Origin of the sequence: Vibrio penaeicida (genome assembly GCF_002933855.1) — a bacterium.
Taxonomy (GTDB): domain Bacteria; phylum Pseudomonadota; class Gammaproteobacteria; order Enterobacterales; family Vibrionaceae; genus Vibrio; species Vibrio penaeicida_A.
Genome location: NZ_BFAQ01000028.1, coordinates 154,926 through 175,797, shown reverse-complemented (window position 1 = coordinate 175,797; position 20,872 = coordinate 154,926). Strand labels below are relative to the sequence as shown.

The following is a 20,872-nucleotide window of genomic DNA, read 5'->3' as shown; positions in this document are numbered from 1 at the left end:
AATGATTCGAATTGGACACGGTTTCGACGTGCATAAATTTGGTGGTGAAGGACCAGTTATCATTGGTGGGGTCAAGGTGCCTTACGAGTTTGGCCTTGTTGCTCACTCCGATGGTGATGTGGCGCTCCATGCTCTATCCGATGCACTACTTGGTGCTATCGCTGAAGGTGATATTGGTCGTCATTTTCCTGATACCGATGATAAATGGAAAGGTGCAGATAGCCGTGCATTGTTGCGAGACGTATACCGCCTAGTTAAAGAAAAAGGCTATGTCATTGGCAACGTCGACGTCACGATAATTGCTCAAGCGCCTAAAATGGCACCTCACATTAACGCAATGTGTGAATCTATAGCAGAAGATCTAGAAACCGATATCAGCAACGTTAATGTGAAAGCGACGACGTCTGAACGTCTTGGTTTTACTGGTAGAAAAGAAGGCATTGCGACAGAAGCAGTAGCTTTAATCATCAAGAAGTAAATTATGAACGATATTCTCGCCCCATTTGCGTATTCGAATGGAAAGCCTCAAGCCGAGGCAAAGCTGAAAGCACAGCCGCAACATTTTGTTGTGAAAGAAGACTTGGGTTTTTCATTTACAGGTGCTGGAGAGCACTTAATGTTGCTAATTCGAAAAACAGGTGAAAATACCAGTTTTGTTGCGAATGAATTGGCTAAAGCATGTGGCGTGAAATCAAAAGACGTCAGCTGGGCAGGCTTAAAAGATAGACATGCCGTGACGGAACAATGGTTAAGTGTCCACTTGCCAAAAGGCGATACTCCCGACTTTTCAGCATTTCTAACGCAGTATCCCAGTATCGAAATTCTCGACATCACCCGTCATAACAAAAAATTAAGACCGGGAGATTTGAAAGGCAATTTCTTTGAGATAACGCTGACACAAGTCACGGATATTCCTAGTGTGGTATCGCGTTTGGACAATGTTGCTCGCCATGGCGTGCCAAACTACTTTGGTGCGCAACGCTTTGGACGTGATGGGAACAACGTAGAAGAAGCTCGACGTTGGGGACGTGAAAATGTGCGCACTCGCAATCAAAACAAGCGCAGCTTGTATCTTTCTAGTGCACGCTCGTGGATATTCAATCACATTCTTTCCAAGCGAATTGAATCGGGTGTGTGGCAATCACCACTCATTGGCGACATCCTTTTAAACGCAGAAGGTACGTTCAAAGTGACAGAAGCCAATCTTGCAGACAGCAAGAAACTTGTTTCTGACGGTGAAGCCGAGATAACGGCAGCCATGGCAGGTGATAACGCTTTGCCAACATCTGATGTTGTATTGGACTTAGAGCAGCCTTGCTTGGACGCTGAGCCTGATTTGATGGCGCTTATTCGTGGCAACAGAATGCGGCATGAACGTCGAGCAGTGCAGCTTTTCCCGAAAGAATTGCTGTGGGATGTACAGGATAATGAGATCGCACTCAAATTCTGGTTACCTTCTGGATGTTTTGCTACTTCTATTATGCGTGAATTGGTGAATGCTGAGGAAGAAGAGCGTCAATTTTCGCCTTCTTAGGATTCGAAACAGAGAGTACTAGCTTAAAGTACACTCAACCTTGATAGCGCATAATCTTCGTAGCGTATTAACCCTTTCGGTATTGGGTAGAGATATAGATGAAAATATTATTGAGCAATGATGATGGTGTTCATGCTCAAGGCATACATGAACTAAAGCGTGCATTGTCAGATATTGCTGACGTTATTCTTGTTGCTCCAGATCGGAATCGTTCCGGTGCTTCCAACTCCCTGACACTTGAAATACCTCTGCGTGTCATCGAATTAGAAGAAAACGTATATTCAGTGCAAGGAACACCAACGGACTGTGTGCACTTTGCGTTGAATGAATTGTTGAAAGAAGATAAGCCGGACCTTGTTGTCTCTGGTATAAACCATGGTGCAAACTTAGGTGATGATGTTCTGTACTCAGGAACCGTCGCAGCGGCGATGGAAGGTCACTTTCTTGGGGTTCAGTCGATCGCAATATCGTTGGCGGGCAAGCATCATTTTGAAACCGCTGCACATGTCGCAAAACAATTGGTTGAGCAGCATCTTAGCCATCCTATTCCGACCAATCGATTGATTAATGTGAATGTTCCAGATATTCCGATTCAAGATCTTACGCCTTTCGAAGTGACAAGACTTGGGGCTCGCCATCATGCAGAAGACATGATTAAGCAGAGCGATCCAAGAGGGCATGAAATTTATTGGTTAGGTCCTCCTGGAAAAGAACAAGATGCAGGGGAAGGAACCGACTTCCATGCAATTTCAAATCGATTAGTGTCTATAACGCCGCTCCAAGTAGACTTGACGGCGCATGAATCTTTACCAAGCATGGAGCATTGGTTAAAGGGGAATAGGTAGATGAGTCATCCGCAAGCCAATAAATTAATTGAATTTTTACAGGGAATGGGTATCCAAGATATCAATGTATTGGATGCCATTCGACGATTGCCAAGAGAATCCTTTGTTTCACAAGCAATGATGCATCAGGCTTATGATAACAACGCATTGCCCATTGGAGCAGGACAGACAATATCTCAGCCCTACATTGTGGCAAAAATGACTGAACTCCTAAATCTTCGTACTGACAGTAAGGTACTTGAAGTGGGGACGGGATCGGGGTATCAAACTGCAGTATTGGCCCAACTGGTGGATCATGTCTATTCTATTGAGCGTATTAAGTCGTTGCAGTGGGACGCTAAACGTAGGTTGAAGCAACTGGATATCTATAATGTTTCGACCAAACATGGTGACGGTTGGAAAGGCTGGGCAGCAAAAGCGCCATTTGATGCCATTATTGTTACAGCCGCAGCCAGTGAAGTTCCAGCAGCACTAGTGGACCAGTTAGATGAAGGGGGGATCTTAGTGATCCCTGTCGGCGAAGCCGAACAAACCTTGATCAAAGTACAAAAACTTAACAACGAGATAGTTACAGAAGTAATTGAAATTGTTAGATTTGTACCATTGGTTGCGGGTGATTTAGCTTAAAGGGTATTGAGTGTCACTGAAAAAAACAGCTTCGCTTTTTCAAATAATTCTCGCTACTACTCTGGTAGGATGTGCAGCGCACAGCCCTGCACCAGTTTCTAGCCTAGGGAAGAATTATGAGCAAGTAGAACGTGGCAGCTATCGTGGTAGCTATTACGAAGTCGAAAAAGGTGACACTCTATATTTCATTGCTTATGTAACGGGCAAGGACGTTAATCAACTCATTAAATACAATAGACTTTCCTCTCCTTATACGATTCACCCCGGCCAAAAAATCCGATTATGGCAACCTGCTTATGTCGCCCCAGATTTAGCTGGCTCAGGTTCTGACTCTGTTAAAGTAGCGGCAGTGACTACTGCATCGGCAGCAACAGCGGCTACAGCTGGGGCAGCAACAGCGACAGCTGCAAGTGTTCCCAAATCAAAAGCGAGTGAGCCGAAAAGGAAAGAAAAGCCACCGGTTAAAAAAGAATCAACAAAGAAGCTTGATCAATCTAGATCAAAGGAGTATGTTGAAAATAAAAGTAAACAGGTTGTTAACAAACCTGTTAAGACAACAAAAAAGAATAATACTAAGATTTCTAAGTGGTTATGGCCTACTAAGGGTCGAATCACAAAAGGTTTTTCCACAGGAGAGCAGGGAAATAAAGGGATAGACATTGCGGGACAGCGAGGTCAATCCATAGTCTCTACTGCGGAAGGAACAGTCGTTTATTCAGGTAACGCACTGCGCGGATATGGCAATCTTGTCATCGTCAAACATAATGACAACTACCTCAGTGCTTATGCCCATAATGAACGCTTGCTAGTAAAAGAAGGACAAAGTGTAAAAGCTGGTCAGAAAATCGCAACAATGGGTTCATCTGGCGCCAACAGTGTTCGTCTACACTTCGAAATTCGCTATCAGGGAAAGTCAGTGAATCCTAAGCGCTACTTGCCCTAGTTACAATTCAACGACATTGATAGTAGTAATGTCTTGCGAACTCGCCAGGGGGAGGCACTATGAGTATCAGCAATGCAGTAACGAAAGTCGAAGAAGAGTTTGAAGTAGAAGCGGTTGCAATGGAACAACCTGCCGCAGAAACAAGAGCTCTGACACCTGAAAAACAATCTGAGCAAAAAGAAGACTTTGAAGTCACATCGAAAAGCTTAGATGCCACTCAACTTTACCTAGGAGAAATTGGTTTTTCTCCACTGCTTACCGCCGAAGAAGAAGTTTTGTATGCGCGTCGCGCACTTCGCGGTGACGAAGCTGCCCGCAAACGAATGATCGAAAGTAACCTGCGATTAGTTGTGAAAATTTCACGCCGTTACGGTAACCGTGGTCTTGCACTACTCGATCTTATCGAAGAAGGTAATTTAGGTTTAATCCGTGCAGTAGAGAAATTTGATCCAGAGAGAGGTTTCCGATTCTCAACTTACGCAACTTGGTGGATCCGTCAAACCATTGAACGGGCGTTGATGAATCAAACAAGAACCATTCGACTGCCCATTCACGTTGTAAAAGAGCTGAATATTTATCTTAGAACAGCTCGAGAGCTTTCTCAGAAGCTTGATCACGAGCCGACGGCTGAAGAAATCGCACAAAAACTGGATAAACCTGTTGATGACGTGAGTAAGATGCTTCGTCTTAACGAGAGAGTCAGTTCTGTGGATACGCCAATTGGTGGCGAAAGTGAAAAAGCACTACTCGACATCATTCCAGACATAAATAACTCTGATCCTGAAGTTTGTACGCAGGATGACGATATAAAACATTCTCTAATTGACTGGCTTGATGACCTGAATCCTAAGCAGAAAGAAGTGCTTGCACGACGTTTTGGTCTTCTTGGCTATGAACCGTCCACTTTGGAAGAAGTGGGACGAGAAATCAATCTAACTCGTGAACGCGTTCGTCAGATCCAAGTTGAAGGCCTTCGCCGTTTAAGAGAGATCTTAGTGAAACAAGGGCTGAACATGGAATCACTATTTAATGTCGAAAACGACTAGGCGTTGAAATGTGAAGGAAGAGCTGCCAATGGCAGCTCTTTTTGTTTGCCCATAGAATTTGTATTTTTGGGATCTAAGTAGTCTTATTTTGTTAACACTCCTAATGTATTCATTGAATGTATGTTTGATTTGGGTTTAATTTTTAAGCAAAATGTTTTGCGATATTAATAAAAAAGATTCAAAGGACTTTAATGAAACGTTTAATTCTTCCCACTATTGTATCGGCTTTAGTTTTAACAGGATGTTCTTCCACGCAACAAAATCAAATTGTTAAGGATATTAGCAATTCAACGATTGACGCGGTGTTTGGTGGTTCTTCGTCATCTACAGATAACGCAGTTACAGAAACACGTTCAACTCAAAAGACGGCGTTTTACATTACCGAGGCAACCGTTCATTCCCCCGATTTTGGCAGAGTGTCGCTATCTAAAGCGAAAAACCCCAAAGGGTTAACTGAAGTGAAATTTGGTAAATCGATCCATTTGGACAGTGGCGGAGAGTTGAACGCGAAAATGTACTTGTTCCCAATTACGGCTGAAGGTTACATTGTTGATAAGCCAGTGACTTTCCATCGAATGAGTGCATTAGCGGTCGTCAATAGCGGTCGCTACTATGTAAAAGCGGAAGCGTATGCAGGAAACAAGCTTGCAGCAACGGGCTACGTGGACGTAGAAAGAGGGGTAACAAATAAGGTGAATCTTTCTTTCGAATAATGAATGTTAAGGGCGAGAATATTCTCGCCCTTTTTACGTTTCAAATCGCAACCGCTTCTTCAATTACAGCCGCTTCTTCAGTTATAGCATTTTCTTCAATCGATATAACGCATCCAATGCCTGTCGTGGGGTAAGATCATCCGGAGCGATATCGGCAAGTGCCAATTCAACATCGCTTGGTTCTGGAATCAAACTCAATTGATTTGCTACATCCACTTGGCTAGGGGAGTTGGGTTGTTGGTTGCTCAACTGTTCAAGTTGATTCAATTTAGCGCGTGCATTTTTAATGACGGTTTTTGGTACACCGGCCAAACTCGCAACCGCCAAACCATAAGATTTGCTCGCGGCACCTTCTTGAACAGCATGCATAAAGGCAATGGTGTCACCATGTTCGACAGCGTCTAAATGCACGTTAGCCAATGCTGGCAACTGGTTTGGAAGTTCGGTTAGCTCAAAGTAGTGTGTTGCGAATAAGGTCATCGCGCCAATGTTATTTGCCAGCCATTCCGCACTTGCCCATGCTAGCGATAACCCATCATAGGTACTGGTTCCGCGTCCAATCTCATCCATCAAAACCAAACTGCGTGCCGTGGCATTATGGAGAATGTTGGCGGTTTCAGTCATCTCGACCATGAAGGTTGAGCGACCAGAAGCTAAATCGTCGGATGCGCCAATTCGGGTAAAAATTCTATCTGTTGATCCGATAACAGCGGATTCAGCTGGTACATAAGAACCAATGTGCGCCATTAGCGTGATTAACGCAGTTTGACGCATATAGGTGGATTTACCACCCATATTGGGACCGGTAATGATCAGCATTTTACGCTCTTCACCCAGAACAATCGGGTTGGCGATAAAGGGATCATCCATCACTTGTTCAACCACTGGATGACGACCTGCTTGAATGTGGATGCCAATTTCGTCTCTTAAGGTCGGGCGGCAATAGTCTAGGCTTTCTGCTCTCTCGGCTAAGTTTTGCAAAACATCCAGCTGTGATAATGCAGAGGAAAGGTTTTGCATGGCTTCAAGGTGAGGTAGAAGTAGATCGAACAATTCTTCCCAAAGTTTTTTCTCTATCGCAAGCGCTTTAGATTTCGAACTCAGAACTTTGTCTTCATGCTCTTTTAGCTCAGGAATGATGTAACGTTCGGCATTTTTTAATGTTTGCCTGCGAACATAGTGAGGTGGAACAAGGTGGCTTTGACCACGGCTCACTTGAATGAAAAAGCCATGAACATTGTTGTAGCCGACTTTGAGTGTATCGATGCCGTGTCGATCGCGTTCTTCAGCTTCGAGCTTTTCTAGATACTCCGTTGCACCATCCGCGAGGTCGCGCCACTCATCGAGTTCAGCACTGTAGCCTTGAGCAATCACACCGCCATCACGAATAACCACTGGCGGGTTTTCTTTTATGGCACGTTCTAGCAAATCACAGAGCTCACCTTGAGGAGAGGTAAAACCGGCAAGCTTTTTAAGGTAAGGATGAGCCACACTCTCGAGGATCTCTGAGAGCTCAGGAAGTTGTTGCATCGCATGGCGAAGGCGAGCCAGATCTCGTGGCCTTGCACTGCGAATAGCCAGCCTTGCCAGAATTCGTTCTATGTCGCCGATCTGTTTTAACACAGGGTGTAACTCACCAAAAAGTGCGCTCTCTTTTATTTCAGAAATCGCATCTAATCGTTGGTTCAAGGTATCCAACTGACGCATTGGTTGGTGCAGCCAACGTTTGAGCATGCGGCTACCCATAGCGGTTGCCGTATAATCAAGCACTTCCGAGAGGGTATTTTCCGACCCGCCTGCCAGGTTTTGAGTGATTTCTAGATTACGTCGAGTGGCGGCATCTAAGATCACAGAGTGATCTTGGCGATCGTAGGTCAATGATCGAATGTGTGGCAGAGCGGTACGCTGCGTGTCTTTTACGTACTGAATCAGGCATCCGGCGGCACATAAGCCTAACTCTGCTTTTTCAACACCAAAGCCAACCAGGTCTTTCGTGCCAAATTGCTGATTAAGCTGCTGCTTTGCGGTGTCCAATTCAAATTCCCAGATAGGGCGGCGACGGTTACCATTTCGGCTTGCCATCAAATGAACCGGTTCAAAATCCTCAGGGAAAAGTAATTCTTTAGGGGAGGTTCGCTGCAGTTCGGCCGCCATGGCTTCTTCTGTATCGGGTTCCATGAGCTGAAATCGACCCGACGTCATATCGAGTGTAGCGTACCCAAACTTATCATTGTGGTAGTAAATGGCGGCAATGAGGTTGTCGACTCGTTCAGCAAGAAGAGCTTCGTCAGTGACGGTGCCGGGTGTTACTATACGAACGACTTTACGCTCTACTGGTCCTTTGCTGGTGGCAGGGTCGCCAATTTGCTCGCATATCGCTACCGACTCACCGAGTTGAACCAGTTTTGCCAAGTAGCCTTCTACAGCGTGGAAAGGAACCCCCGCCATAGGGATCGGCTCACCGCCAGAGGCACCACGCTTAGTCAGAGAAATATCCAGTAACTGAGACGCCCGCTTTGCATCATCATAAAAGAGTTCGTAAAAATCCCCCATGCGATAAAAAAGCAAGATGTCAGGATTTTCCGCTTTGAGCCTCATGTATTGCTGCATCATCGGCGTGTGTTTTTGCGTCGCGGTGCTGGTTGTCACTGGTTTTTCCTTTTTGATTGTCTTATCAGACAAAAATGTGGCGTAAATGATATTAACCAGCCAGCCAGAAAGCAATGACGTTTTGGGCTTGTTGCAATCCAACAGACAGGATGTGATAGGTGCATATTAACGCGGGTTTAAGCGGAACACGATTTCGTTCCACGGGATAGCAATTCTTAAATATGAATTCTGAACTAATTTCTCATTGATAATAAATTCAATGTATTTTTTTGAAGCGCATCAATAAACCCTGTAACTGACTTTTATTTTATTAGGTCGTTCTGTATCGTTTTGAAAATAAATCTTAAATAGATAACGTTAGCATTAGCCCGGCTAGGCAATGACTAACAACAAATTGGATAAACACATGGCTTTTGAACTGTTTTTGTCGGTACTACTTTCGTTTCCGACGAACGTCTTTTTTATTCCTTTTATCATCTTCTTTGTCATTATGCTCATTGATTTGGTCTTTGATGTATTTGAAGGCTTATTAGGTGAACTGGATATCGTTGATTTGGATAATATGACGGGTGGCAGCCTAATTCTGCCCCCCATTTTAACCAAAGTTCCTCTGCCTATTGCATTGTGCGTTAGCCTGTTTGTTGCAACTATTATCGAGTACTACCTCGATACACTTCTACTTTCTTCTTTGTCCGACACACTGTCTGTTGTCTTTGGCGCCATTTCATTGCCGATTGTTGCTTATATAGCTTTATACATAGCATCGATTTTGCTCAAACCATTGGCTCCGTTCTTTAACAAAGAAAACGCCTTTGCCAAGATTGACTACATAGGGCTCAGAGCAAAAGTGCACAGCAGCCAAGTCAGTCAAGATGTCGGTGGAGAGGTCATTATTCTTCATAATGGAAATGAAGTATTGCTTGATGTGGTATCCAGCAGTAAACAAGATATTCAACATGGCGATGAAGTAGTCATCGTGTCGAAAGATAATGAATCGCAGCGCTATTTCGTTGCGAAAGCATAAATACAATTAAAACCCTTTAAGGAGTTGGTCATGGTTTTATCACCCAGTATGGTGTTCATATTAGCCGGTGTCGTGCTATTTTTAATGGTTCTTATTTTCCTTACTTCTCGCTATAAAAAAGTCAGAATTGAAGGTGAAGCCTTAATCGTAAATGGCATCGACAGAACACGAGCATCACTAACGGGTACCTTTGTTTGGCCGGTTGTAAACCGATTCGAATATATGGATATCACACGTAAGAAAATATCGGTTGTTCGCAGTGGTCGTAAAGACCAAGAAGGCGAAGAATACGAAGGCTTGCATTGCAGCGATAATATCCGCGCAGACTTGAAAGTGGATTTCTATATTGGTGTTAACCATGAAGAAGACGACATTGTTCGCGTAGCGAAACTCTTCACAGCGAATGAAGCATCTAACCTAGACCGCCTTAAAGAGCATTTCCAACCTAAGTTTTCTGAAGCATTGAAAACAGCGGTTAAGCAGTTTGAGTTTGAAGAGCTGCTAACCAACCGACGCACATTCCGTGATGCCGTTGTACAAGTTATCGGTAGCGAAATGGATGGTTTCAAAATCTATGATGTAGTTATAGACAAGATTGACCAAACGTCACTTGAAGCACACAACCCAGATAACATTCTAGATGTTGAAGGGATCCGCAAAATTTCTTCTATTACTGCTCAGAAGAACACGGAAACCAATGCGATCCGCCAAGACGAGCGCACAACCATCAAGAAAAAAGACGTTGAAGCAGAAGCAAACCGCCTTCAACTAGACAAGCAAGAAAAAGAAAGCATTGCACGTACTCAGCGTGAAATTGAAATTATTGAAGCGCAAGAAAATGCACTTTCTGAAGAGAAGCGCCAAGAATACGAACGTGTCTCTCAGCTCGCGAAATTAGAAACCGAAGAAGAAGTCTCTAAGAAACGTGAAAGCGTAGAGATGGAAGTCGAAATGACGCGTATCGCGAATAAGCGTCAGGTTGCGATTCAAGAAGAAGAGCTAAGCCGTGCGGTGGAAACTGAAAAAGTTCGTACTTCTTCTGAAGTGGTACAAAAAGAGATGGAAAAAGAAACTTCTGTAGAAGAAGCTCTGAAATCCGTCGCTGAAACGCGTTCACAACGCGTAGAAATTGAAAGAAAGATCGCACGTGAAGAAGAAGAGACAGAGAACTTGCGTGTCAACGAGCAAGTTAACCGTAAGAAGCGCGTTTCTATGGTTGAGGCTGAAGCCGTTGCAGAAGCGAAGCAACTTGAGTTGCTTGTAGCAGCACGTGCTGAAAAAGACGCAGCCAAAGAAAAAGCTGAGCGTTTGTTGATCGAGAAAGACGCAGAGCTGAAAGTGAAGACGCGTGATGCCGAAAACGAATTAGCGGTGAAAACTCGTGAAGCAGAAGCTGCACATATAGTGGTAACCAAACAAGCGGATGCAGAAAAAGTTGTGCGCCAGCGTCAAGCGGAAGCAGAACTAGAAGCTGCAGCGAAAGAAGCAGAAGCGCAATACTTGTTGAAAGAGCGTGAAGCCGCTGCGAAAGAGCGCATGGCGCTTGCAGAGAAAGAAGAAATCAGTGCAACTGGTTTGGCGCAAGTGGAAGTGGATCGTGAACGTGCGCAAGCGATACGTGAAACCGGTGAGGCAGAAGCATACACATTGCAAAGTGCTGGTGAAGCCGAAGCGAACGCACTACGCGCGAAAGGTCTGGCTGAAGCAGAATCGCAAACTGCACGTTTTGAAGCGGCTCAGAAATACGATGACCAAACACGTGAACACGACAAGTGGGTTATGCAGCTTCAGCAAGAGAAAGAGCTGGATCTGGCACGAATTGATGCTCAAAGAGACGTTTCAAGTGAAAGCGCGAAAGCGTTGGCACAAGCCTTGGCAGCTGCAGACATCAAACTATTTGGTGGCGACGGTATGGAGCAAATTCGCCGCACTGTGATTGATTCTGCGTCAATGGATGTGAAATTTGAAGAGTCGAAAGTCTTGAACCCGCTTGTTGCGGAATACATGAACGGCGATCGCAGCTTGCCGCAAGACATCAAAGACATTCTGGAAAATACTGAACTGAAAAGCAGTGACTTAAGTAATGTAGCTTTGGCGAGCTTACTGAATTCTCAAGGTGGTGCAACAGAACTTCTGAAGAAAATTCAGCAGACGGTAAACACCTCTGATAGCTCTGAATCTTAATCGCCCCTATTGAGTCCATCACCCACACTTACTTCCTGTAAGTGTGGGTTTTAAAGGTATAAGCATGTCAGAAACAACGCAGCAGGCTGTCACTGAAGGCGGTGCCTACGAGGTGCTGAAGTCTCGCCTTTCTCAACAAGGCAGCAAACTTAAAGACATTTCTCAACAATTCAATCAGCAACGTCAACAGGTTTTTGGTGGTCAAGAACTCTCTTTGATTGGCAAAGCTAATGTACAGACGGAAGCGCGATGTGTTCCCGTCGATATGGCGCAGGTTAACCGGCAACTGTTGTTCGGTTACGAAGTGCATGTCGGTATGAAATCGCAACCGGCTCTAGAAGATGTATTTGGCCTTTACCAACTTCATGAAAATGATGGCACGTTCAGAATAGAACCCATCAGTTTGAAAGAGAGCTTTCTCTCTGAACCTCGGTTTGTGCATGAATTTACCGAGCTGTTTACCTATTACCAAGATGCCAAGTTGGCACAAATTTCTCGGCAAGAAAGCACGCTGTATATCGCTTTCCAAATTGGAATGCGTGCGGAAGATCGCAAAGTATTCCGATTCCAACTGAACAAGCACTCTATTGAGTATATTGATTCGCTTGGACACACCTCATTAGAGTCAGCAACTCAGCATGACTTCGACTGGATTGAAACCACACGTGACGATCATGTTTTAGGGAAATACCCTCACGTTTCTATCAAAGATAAGCTTTTTGTGGAATGTGTAGGTGGCGACCTTACCATCAAAGTAGAAGACAATACCGAAGAGGGGAAAGGGATCTACCGCGAAGAGGTGGACGACCCTCACCAAAGTGTTGCTGATGCGAGTATTGCTTATGCGTTTATTGGTGATCTGATTGCTCTTAGAGTTCTACCCAACCGAGAAAAGCAAGAACGCTATTTTCTATACAACCCACTAAACCAAGCCGTGACACGAGCGGATGCGTTAGACGTAAGTGCAAAAGAACTGCCTGAAGAGCACGGTATTCTTTACTCCCATGGTTTTGTTTTAGCCAATGGAGAGAGCAAGCATTTCGATATGCCGTGGGAGGATCTTAAATTCTTCCAGAAGATAGCCTCTCCGAATGGCGAAGATCTTATGTACATCTTTTTCAACATGGTGAAAGGGTATTACGTTGTTTATACCTACAACATGATTGAAAAGCAGTTTTCTGCGCCAATGGAAAGCCACGGCTACAGTTTGTATCCAGACGGTCGTTTATTGGTATTCCAACTTTCTGAAAACGCAGAAGCTTCTACGATTCACCCGATGAGAATATGGGAAACCCCGTATTCAACGCCGGATTATTACAGCCGCCACAGCGCGAAAAGTGATGCCTCTAGCCCGTTGTTTAATCTGGGCAATGCAGAATTAGTACGAGCGTTGTCGTCGGTTCTGTCGATTTGTCATTTCGCATCGACGGAGGAAGTCACCCAAGCGGCATACGAAGCGTTGCTGAAACAGTGTCAGGCAACATTGGATCATTACCATTGGTTAGCTCACGACTATGCGCTAGGGCTAGGTGATGCCATCCAAGAGGTAATGTCTACATCCGATAAAATCATTGATGAATTTGCCAAAGTTCAGCAGCTTCAAGTCCATGCGTTACACGCGCTAGAGCAAGAATCTGAAGCCGTCACGGCATTGATTGGCAAAGTAAAGTTAGCGCCGAAAGATCAAGCCGCAAGCCTGTTAACGCTTCTTTCTGAAGTGAAAGCGCAGGTGGGTAACACCATGGCGCTGCGACAACATCATTACATCAATACGTTGAAGGTTGACGGGCTGTTAGCGTCGCTGGATGAGCAGCGACAATATTTGAATCTACAGTTGCTTGAATTGCTTCAAGATGAGAAAGCATACCAGCCCTTTAAGAAGCAGATCCAGTCGGTTGAAGAACAGCTAGAGACAGTAGAAAAAACGTCGGATATTCAAGACCTTCAAGCTCAAGTAGAACAGCTTCGTTCAGAGCTTCAGTTAGTGACAGAAGAAGTCACCGACATTGAAACCGAAGATCCGACACAGTCGACTCGAATTCTAGACATGACGACCGAAGTATCGTCCATGTTGAATGCGGTATCGGCGAAGCTCAGAAACAAAAATAGCGGGTTACGTAGCGACGAAGCCAAAGCAGAATTTGGCGCTCAGTTCAAATTACTTGCACAATCGGTCAACAGTGCCATGGAGCAAGCGACGACACCGGACGAGTGTGATAACCAGCTAGCCAAATTAATCGGTCAGCTTGAAAAGCTCGAATCTAGATTTGCAGATTTTGATGAGTTTCTTGGAGAAATCTACACCAAGCGCGATGAAATCCAGTCCACGCTGGAGAACCACAAACAGCAGTTGGTGAGTGCTCAGCAGCGCCGGATTCAAAACTTGTTGCAAGCGGCTAATGTCACCTTCAATAGCATTGAAAAACGTGTCGCTCGATTTGATGATGTAGCTGGGTTAAACAGCTATTTTGCCACCGACGCAATGGTAATGAAATTGCGCCAGTTGTCGGATTCCATACGCGATTTGGGTGACAGCGTAAAGGCAGACAGTGTTGATGCAAAACTGAAATCGGTACAAGACCAATCGCTTCGTTCTCTGCGAGATAACCAAGACATCTTTGAAGACGGTGGCAAGATTCTTCGTTTAGGTAAACACCGATTCAGTGTAAACCAGCAACCGTTGGACATCACATTGGTAGAGCACGCTGGTGAGCTGAATACCCATATTTCAGGAACGGATTTCTATCAATCTATTGAAGATGAAGAATTCCTCGCACTGCAAAATATATCTAAATTGGATGTTGCCTCTGAAACAGACACCATCTATCGTGCAGAATATTTATCCTACTTGATCCTACATTCCGCAATGAGTTTAGCGGATGACTTTGATGTTGATGCGCTACTGGCAGCGAGAAAATCGGGTCAACTACTCAGTTTGGTTCAACGTTTTTCAGCGCCTCGCTATAAAGAGGGCTACGTCAAAGGTATTCATGATCACGACGCGGAAAAGATTCTAAATCAACTTCTTCCCGTTTTTGAGCAAGCCGGTTCGCTTCGATTTGGACAAAAAGAACGAGCGACAGCTTGGATGTGGCTCATTGCTCAAGAACGCAAAGATCTTTCTGATTGGAAGGCGAAAGCAAACAACGCGAATTTGCTTAAAACGCATTTGCAATCGCCTGATGCGTACCAACAGCTACAAAAAGAATTAGAGCCCAATCTCGCTCAGTTTGGGCGTGGCGTACTGGCTGATGCCAGTGACTATTTGATTCAGCTCCTAGCTAAATCGGACGATCGAATTGAAGTCAGCCGTGATGCGATGGAGTTATGTGATGACTATTTACAATTCCGCCGCAGCTTGGGCTGGAGCTCTAGTCAAGCTGCACCTGAAGTCAGCATGCAAGATCACCTTCAATGGCTGACTGCCTACACAGATCAGCAAAGCCGTGGAGAAGCGTTTGTCGTTGAAGCCGCGGCGATAGCGGTTTGGAAAGAGCAACCAGAATCTTCCCTTAGCCCTGTTGAATTTTCGCTGACTTGTGAGGTTGAAGGGTTACTGGGCGAACATGGAAATCTAGAGCAAGGTAAGTTGAGCTTAGTTCTAGACGATTTTCTGCAGCGCTGTGAACTTCACCGCAGTATTACGATTCCGCAATTTGAGTCGTACCTCAATAAGAGAGCGGAATTGCTGCAAGAAGCGAAATCAGATTTCCGACTTGGCGAATTCAAACCAAGACCGCTTACCTCTTTTGTTCGCAACAAATTGATCAGTGAAAGTTATCTTCCGTTGATTGGTGACAACTTTGCGAAGCAAATGGGCACGGTCGGAGAAAACAAGCGGACCGATTTGATGGGTATGCTGCTTCTTATCTCTCCACCGGGTTATGGTAAAACCACCTTGATCGAGTACGTGGCGCATAAGTTGGGTTTGGTCTTTATGAAGATCAATGGTCCGTCGATTGGGCATCAAGTCACATCGCTTGATCCTCGTGATGCACCCGATCAAAATGCCGCAAGAGAGATTGAGAAGATCAACCTCGCGTTTGAAATGGGGAACAACGTTCTTCTTTATCTCGACGACATTCAGCACACCCATCCCGAATTCTTGCAGAAATTCATATCTCTGTGTGATGGCACAAGGAGAATTGAAGGCACGTGGCGTGGGGAAACAAAGACCTACGATATGCGCGGCAAGAAGTTCTCAGTCGTGATGGCCGGTAACCCGTACACGGAATCTGGCGATATGTTCCGAATCCCAGATATGTTGGCAAACCGTGCAGACATCTACAACCTAGGTGACATGTTATCGGATCAGAAAGAGGCGTTTGAACTTAGCTTTGTCGAGAACTCGCTGACTTCTCACCCTGTTCTTGCTCCACTTGCGACTCGTGATCTGAACGACTTGTATCGCTTTGTACGAATGGCGAATGGTGAAGGCATTCCATTGAGTGATATGTCTCACTCCTACTCTGCGACTGAGTCTTCTGAAATCGTATCGACGTTGCAGAAGCTGCTCACTGTGCAGCAAACCGTACTTAAAGTTAACCAACAATACATCGCGTCTGCCGCTACCGCGGATCAATACCGTGTAGAACCACCATTTAAGTTGCAAGGTTCTTATCGAAACATGAATAAGTTAGCAGAGAAGATTTCATCGGTGATGACCGAAGAAGAGCTTCAAACACTTTTGCAAGATCACTATCAGGGTGAAGCCCAAACACTGACAAACGGCACCGAAGAAAACTTGCTGAAGTTGGCAGAACTTCGTGGCGGAATGACACCGGAGCAACAAGCTCGCTGGAATGAGATAAGAGAAGGCTATCAGCGTAATCAGCTGATGGGAGATTCTGAAGATAGGGCAGGGCAGGTTGTGCAACAACTCGCCGCGCTTAACCAAACAATGAGTCGCGTCACTCAAGGATTAGGAGATAAATAGGTGAATAGGGAACAACTGCATGAACTGCTTAAGTCATCGATTGAAGATCACCGCTTGGATGATTCTGAAAGACGTGAACTTAACGACAAGTTAAGTAATGCCGAGCTCAACCAGGAAGATCGCTCATTCCTACGCAATCAAAGTTTTAAACTGGCTCATCAAAATATCAATGACGGTGCCGATGCAAGCAGCATCGTACGCTGGCTTGAAAAGACCATCAAGGTGCTGGATAACGCAAAATCGGATGCGGGTGGTGATTTAGTTGGGTGCTGGTTTTCTCCCGGACGTTCTTGTGCGGAAGGGATCATTAAGCAGCTTAATCAAGCTCGTCACACGATTGATATCTGCGTCTTTACCATTGCAGACGACGAATTGACGAAGCACATCATCAAAGCTCATCAACGTGGTGTAAAAGTTCGAGTTGTGACAGACAACGATAAGATCTTTGATAAGGGTAACGATGTGAATTATTTGGTGGAGAAAGGTGTGGAAGTGAAGGTTGATACCACTTCTTATCATATGCATCATAAATTTGCGATCTTCGATGGTGTTCGCTTGTTAAATGGCAGTTTTAACTGGACGCGTAGTGCGTCTAAGTACAATGAAGAAGACATTACGCTGACGGATGACGCGCGCTTTGTTAAGCCGTATCAAAAGCAGTTTGAACAGCTTTGGCAAAAGTTTCCATTCCATCAACCTGAAATTGCATAAGGAGAGTTCTCAATGACCGATATGGTTAAAACCGATGAAGCAACAGAAGACGCCCTCAGTCCTCAGGTTCTGGAATTAGCACAAAATTTCGACCCGTTCGATAGCTTGGCTACTATTACATTTGGTAAAGAAGCACTGGAAAGCATTACCAATTTTTCCGATACCGTACTTGACCAAGTGCGTATTAGAGATACAGGTGAAGCTGGTGAAATCTTACAATCAATGGTCAGCTCGATGAACAGCGCAGAGTTTGACTACTTGAAAGAGAAAAGTTTTTTATCCAGTTTGCCACTCATCGGTGAGTTGTTTGATTCGTTCAAAAAATTCTCAGACAGCTTTGATACGGTGAAGCAACATTTAGAACAGCTTTCAGGAAAACTGGAAGCACAGGAGCTTAAGCTTGGTCACGACATTAGCCGTCTCGATACGCTTTACGATGAAAACTTAGCGTTATTGAATGGTCTGGATGACTACATTGCCGCAGGTAAGTGGAAACTGAACCAAATGAATTCCGATGTGCTTCCTGCCCTATTAGTGGAAGCTGAGAAGTCGTCTGATGCATTGGATGCTCAAAAACATCGCGATGCGGTTCAAGCGGTCGCCCGCTTAGAAAAACGCATACACAATCTTGAACTGACTCGAATGGCGGCGATTCAAACTGCTCCTCAGATCCGTTTGTCTCAAGAAGGCAATAAAATGTTGATGGAAGACATTCAGGATATCGTGCACAACACATTCCCATTGTGGAAGCGCCAATTCTTGATTGCTATTTCTAACTACGAAAAAGAGAAAGCCCTCAAGGTGACACGTGCTGTTAAAGATTACACCAATCAACAATACGTAAAGAATGCTGAGAAGCTGAAAGTGCTAGAAGAGCAAATTTCTGAAAACTACCAGCGTGGCATTTTGGATTTAGAGTCGCTAGAAACCGTGAATCAGTTGACCATTGAAACGCTGAACAACACGCTTTCGAGAGTGAAAGAAGGGCGAGAACAACGTGCGCATGCACAGTCTGTTATCGAAAAAGCGGAGCAAGAACTGAAAGAAGCGCTGTCTCAGACTCTTGAAAATTAACGGTTGTTGCGAATAAATAAAATGCCCAGAATAGCGTTGTTCTGGGCATTTTTTATGGGGTTGAAATATGGTGTCTCAAAGAGAATTAAGCCAACAATTAGGCGAAGCGCTTCAAAGGCATAAAGCCGTTATGACAACGGCTGAGTCGTGCACTGGTGGTGGAGTTGCGACGGCGATGACGGATATTGCAGGCAGCTCAGCTTGGTTTGATAGGGCGTTTGTCACTTACAGCAACGAAGCCAAAATGGAGATGCTGTCAGTCAAGCCGGAAACCCTTGAGTCATACGGTGCGGTAAGTGAACCAGTGGTGATTGAAATGGTCAGCGGTGCACTGCAACATTCTCTTGCTTCCATTGGTGTTTCAATCAGTGGTGTGGCAGGTCCGGGTGGTGGTACTGAAGAAAAGCCTGTAGGGACTGTCTGCTTTGCTTGGATGTCAGAGCAAGGATGGAAAAAAGTTGAAACTTGTCATTTTGAAGGTGATCGCGCTCAAGTCCGTGAATACGCAGTCGAGCATGCCATGCAGACTTTGCTACAGTACCTAACAGATGAAAAAAGTGAGCACTCCTAGGGTCTGTTGAACTTTCGTGGTTAAATTTTGTTCGAGTTCTATGCCTTTTAATCGCGACGCAAGGTGTGACGCCTAGTCATTCTAAGCAAATACCTTGCAACAAAGAGTAAAAGGCATAGAAGCGAACCCTTTGGGCAGCATTTGTGGCTTATTTCTACTGCGTTATCGCTCGTTGATGTAGAGCGACTACACCGAACGAGCTCTGCCTTGTATAAATAACCCACAAATTGCTGCAAAAATCATCTCGAAAGATCAACAGACCCTACAGAGTTAAGTGCTCAATCGAGAAATTTTTTCATACAGGTATAGACACTGTATGAATCAACAGTATAATAGCCAGCATAATCACGAACACGTTGTGTGGAGATACGGATGGACGATAACAAACAAAAGGCGTTAGCCGCAGCACTTGGACAAATTGAAAAGCAATTCGGTAAAGGCTCTATCATGCGCCTTGGTGATAACCGTACGATGGATGTTGAAACCATCTCTACAGGTTCACTTTCACTGGATATCGCTTTGGGTGCTGGTGGATTGCCAATGGGGCGTATCGTAGAAGTCTATGGTCCAGAGAGTTCGGGTAAAACCACGCTAACTCTAGAGCTTATCGCAGCAGCACAACGTGAAGGCAAGACCTGTGCGTTCATCGATGCAGAACATGCGTTGGACCCTATCTACGCGAAGAAACTGGGTGTCGATATCGATGCTTTACTTGTCTCTCAGCCAGATACGGGTGAACAAGCGCTAGAAATCTGTGATGCATTAGCCCGTTCAGGTGCCATCGACGTTATGGTTGTTGACTCCGTAGCAGCACTAACACCAAAAGCAGAAATTGAAGGTGAGATGGGCGACAGCCACATGGGTCTTCAAGCACGTATGCTTTCTCAAGCCATGCGTAAGCTAACGGGTAACCTTAAACAGTCAAATTGTATGTGTATCTTCATCAACCAAATCCGTATGAAGATTGGCGTAATGTTTGGCAACCCAGAAACCACCACAGGTGGTAACGCACTGAAATTCTACGCATCTGTTCGTCTTGATATTCGCCGTACGGGTTCTATCAAAGATGGTGACGAAATCGTTGGTAACGAGACTCGCATTAAAGTGGTTAAGAACAAAATTGCTGCGCCATTTAAGCAGGCTGAGACTCAAATTATGTATGGTCAAGGCTTTAACCGCGAAGGTGAACTTATCGACTTGGGTGTGAAGCACAAGTTGGTTGAGAAAGCCGGTGCTTGGTACAGCTACAATGGCGACAAGATTGGCCAAGGTAAGGCGAATGCAGGTAAATACCTTCGTGAGCATACAGATGTAGCGAAAGAGATCGACACCAAGCTTCGTGATATGCTTTTGGTTGTAGCACAACCTGAAGAGCCAGAAGTCGGCGAAATGCCAAAAGAAGAAGAGTTTTAATTTCTCTTAATTGATTTATAAAAGCCCTGCAATGCAGGGCTTTTGTGTATTTAGCTAAAGCACTTATATCCAGTCAAAGTACTTATATCGCCAGTTTTCGTTGAAGTTTTGAGTATGTATCCAAAGAAAAATCCTCCTACCCTTTCAAGTAAAGAAGCCGCCATTCAACTGCTCAGTCGACGTGATCATGGCGAATACGAGCTTTACCAAAAACTGGCCTTTAAAGGATACGATGAAGAGCAGATCCAAGAAGCGATGAATTTCTGTATTGATCATAATTATCTCGATGATCTTCGCTACGCCAAAAGCCAGATACGCCAACACGTTTACAAAGGTCATGGCGAGCGACGCATTCGACAAGAGTTGAACCAAAAACGCGTATCGGAATCGGTGATTGAAGAAGCAATGCAAGAGGAGCCACAAGATTGGTTTGAATTGGCAAAAGCGGCAGCAGAAAAAAAGTTTAAAGGCATAAAAGCCAAAGACCAGAAGGAATACGCTAAACAAGTGCGTTTTTTACAATATCGTGGTTACAGTTTTGACCAGATTAGCTACGCATTAAGTGATGAAGAATAGAGCGCGAATATAGGAAGCCCAACACACGCTCTGTTCTAATCCCCATATCTTATTAGCAATACCAC

16 protein-coding genes are annotated in these 20,872 nt (G+C 44.8%); 15 read left to right on the top strand and 1 reads right to left on the bottom strand.

The annotated features are described in order from the left end of the window. Position 1 precedes the first annotated feature (1 nt). The 7 genes from ispF (at position 2) to VPNCDNU1_RS16670 (ending at position 5,708) form a co-directional block, all read left to right on the top strand. Positions 2–478, top strand: a complete 477-nt coding sequence (gene ispF / locus VPNCDNU1_RS16700; protein WP_104401358.1) for a 2-C-methyl-D-erythritol 2,4-cyclodiphosphate synthase — start codon at positions 2–4, stop codon at positions 476–478. 3 nt (positions 479–481) lie between these two features. After that, the gene (gene truD, locus VPNCDNU1_RS16695; protein WP_104401357.1) at positions 482–1,534 is read left to right on the top strand and encodes a tRNA pseudouridine(13) synthase TruD; all 1,053 of its coding nucleotides are present in this window, start codon (positions 482–484) and stop codon (positions 1,532–1,534) included. Positions 1,535–1,632: 98 nt separating this feature from the next. Next, positions 1,633–2,379 carry a 5'/3'-nucleotidase SurE gene (surE, locus tag VPNCDNU1_RS16690; RefSeq protein WP_104401356.1) on the top strand — a complete coding sequence of 249 codons (747 nt, stop codon included), beginning with the start codon at positions 1,633–1,635 and terminating at the stop codon, positions 2,377–2,379. Beyond that, complete coding sequence (locus tag VPNCDNU1_RS16685) at positions 2,380–3,006, top strand: protein-L-isoaspartate(D-aspartate) O-methyltransferase (protein ID WP_104401355.1); 627 nt, start codon at positions 2,380–2,382, stop codon at positions 3,004–3,006. Positions 3,007–3,022: 16 nt separating this feature from the next. Beyond that, positions 3,023–3,949 (top strand): peptidoglycan DD-metalloendopeptidase family protein, encoded by a 927-nt coding sequence (locus VPNCDNU1_RS16680; protein WP_104401403.1) that lies wholly within the window; start codon positions 3,023–3,025, stop codon positions 3,947–3,949. Between the two features lie 59 nt (positions 3,950–4,008). Next, positions 4,009–4,995, top strand: coding sequence for an RNA polymerase sigma factor RpoS (gene rpoS, locus VPNCDNU1_RS16675; protein WP_104401354.1), 987 nt, complete (start codon positions 4,009–4,011; stop codon positions 4,993–4,995). A gap of 191 nt (positions 4,996–5,186) precedes the next feature. Beyond that, the gene (locus VPNCDNU1_RS16670) at positions 5,187–5,708 is read left to right on the top strand and encodes a hypothetical protein (protein ID WP_104401353.1); all 522 of its coding nucleotides are present in this window, start codon (positions 5,187–5,189) and stop codon (positions 5,706–5,708) included. 81 nt (positions 5,709–5,789) lie between these two features. On the opposite strand, the gene mutS is transcribed toward VPNCDNU1_RS16670, so the two are convergent. Next, complete coding sequence (mutS, locus tag VPNCDNU1_RS16665; protein WP_104401402.1) at positions 5,790–8,321, bottom strand: DNA mismatch repair protein MutS; 2,532 nt, start codon at positions 8,319–8,321, stop codon at positions 5,790–5,792. A 376-nt stretch (positions 8,322–8,697) separates the two neighbouring features. Here mutS and VPNCDNU1_RS16660 point away from each other — a divergent pair, with 376 nt between their 5' ends. From VPNCDNU1_RS16660 to recX, 8 genes are all read left to right on the top strand, one after another. After that, entirely contained in the window at positions 8,698–9,342 is a 645-nt protein-coding gene (locus VPNCDNU1_RS16660; RefSeq protein WP_237324158.1) for a DUF1449 domain-containing protein, read from the top strand. A gap of 30 nt (positions 9,343–9,372) precedes the next feature. Beyond that, positions 9,373–11,526, top strand: coding sequence for a peptidase (locus VPNCDNU1_RS16655; protein WP_104401351.1), 2,154 nt, complete (start codon positions 9,373–9,375; stop codon positions 11,524–11,526). A 64-nt stretch (positions 11,527–11,590) separates the two neighbouring features. Then, positions 11,591–16,462: a DNA repair ATPase gene (locus VPNCDNU1_RS16650; RefSeq protein ID WP_104401350.1), complete on the top strand. Its 4,872-nt coding sequence runs from the start codon at positions 11,591–11,593 to the stop codon at positions 16,460–16,462. Next, the gene (locus VPNCDNU1_RS16645; RefSeq protein WP_104401349.1) at positions 16,463–17,173 is read left to right on the top strand and encodes a phospholipase D-like domain-containing protein; all 711 of its coding nucleotides are present in this window, start codon (positions 16,463–16,465) and stop codon (positions 17,171–17,173) included. It begins immediately after the preceding gene. Between the two features lie 21 nt (positions 17,174–17,194). After that, positions 17,195–18,247, top strand: coding sequence for a toxic anion resistance protein (locus VPNCDNU1_RS16640; protein ID WP_371410799.1), 1,053 nt, complete (start codon positions 17,195–17,197; stop codon positions 18,245–18,247). A gap of 67 nt (positions 18,248–18,314) precedes the next feature. Further along, positions 18,315–18,818: a nicotinamide-nucleotide amidase gene (gene pncC / locus VPNCDNU1_RS16635; RefSeq protein ID WP_104401347.1), complete on the top strand. Its 504-nt coding sequence runs from the start codon at positions 18,315–18,317 to the stop codon at positions 18,816–18,818. A gap of 372 nt (positions 18,819–19,190) precedes the next feature. Further along, entirely contained in the window at positions 19,191–20,231 is a 1,041-nt protein-coding gene (gene recA / locus VPNCDNU1_RS16630; RefSeq protein ID WP_101112499.1) for a recombinase RecA, read from the top strand. 114 nt (positions 20,232–20,345) lie between these two features. Further along, entirely contained in the window at positions 20,346–20,807 is a 462-nt protein-coding gene (recX, locus tag VPNCDNU1_RS16625; protein WP_104401346.1) for a recombination regulator RecX, read from the top strand. Positions 20,808–20,872: the final 65 nt, after the last annotated feature.

What these genes read in the sequence shown, in the direction of transcription:
- VPNCDNU1_RS16655 (WP_104401351.1), top strand. Translation starts at nt 9,373, where the DNA reads ATGGTTTTATCACCCAGTATGGTGTTCATATTAGCCGGTGTCGTGCTA.
- surE (WP_104401356.1), top strand. Translation starts at nt 1,633, where the DNA reads ATGAAAATATTATTGAGCAATGATGATGGTGTTCATGCTCAAGGCATA.
- ispF (WP_104401358.1), top strand. Translation starts at nt 2, where the DNA reads ATGATTCGAATTGGACACGGTTTCGACGTGCATAAATTTGGTGGTGAA.
- recX (WP_104401346.1), top strand. Translation starts at nt 20,346, where the DNA reads ATGTATCCAAAGAAAAATCCTCCTACCCTTTCAAGTAAAGAAGCCGCC.
- rpoS (WP_104401354.1), top strand. Translation starts at nt 4,009, where the DNA reads ATGAGTATCAGCAATGCAGTAACGAAAGTCGAAGAAGAGTTTGAAGTA.
- VPNCDNU1_RS16670 (WP_104401353.1), top strand. Translation starts at nt 5,187, where the DNA reads ATGAAACGTTTAATTCTTCCCACTATTGTATCGGCTTTAGTTTTAACA.
- VPNCDNU1_RS16640 (WP_371410799.1), top strand. Translation starts at nt 17,195, where the DNA reads ATGGTTAAAACCGATGAAGCAACAGAAGACGCCCTCAGTCCTCAGGTT.
- VPNCDNU1_RS16660 (WP_237324158.1), top strand. Translation starts at nt 8,698, where the DNA reads ATGACTAACAACAAATTGGATAAACACATGGCTTTTGAACTGTTTTTG.
- mutS (WP_104401402.1), bottom strand. Translation starts at nt 8,321, where the DNA reads ATGATGCAGCAATACATGAGGCTCAAAGCGGAAAATCCTGACATCTTG.
- recA (WP_101112499.1), top strand. Translation starts at nt 19,191, where the DNA reads ATGGACGATAACAAACAAAAGGCGTTAGCCGCAGCACTTGGACAAATT.
- truD (WP_104401357.1), top strand. Translation starts at nt 482, where the DNA reads ATGAACGATATTCTCGCCCCATTTGCGTATTCGAATGGAAAGCCTCAA.
- VPNCDNU1_RS16650 (WP_104401350.1), top strand. Translation starts at nt 11,591, where the DNA reads ATGTCAGAAACAACGCAGCAGGCTGTCACTGAAGGCGGTGCCTACGAG.
- pncC (WP_104401347.1), top strand. Translation starts at nt 18,315, where the DNA reads ATGGTGTCTCAAAGAGAATTAAGCCAACAATTAGGCGAAGCGCTTCAA.
- VPNCDNU1_RS16685 (WP_104401355.1), top strand. Translation starts at nt 2,380, where the DNA reads ATGAGTCATCCGCAAGCCAATAAATTAATTGAATTTTTACAGGGAATG.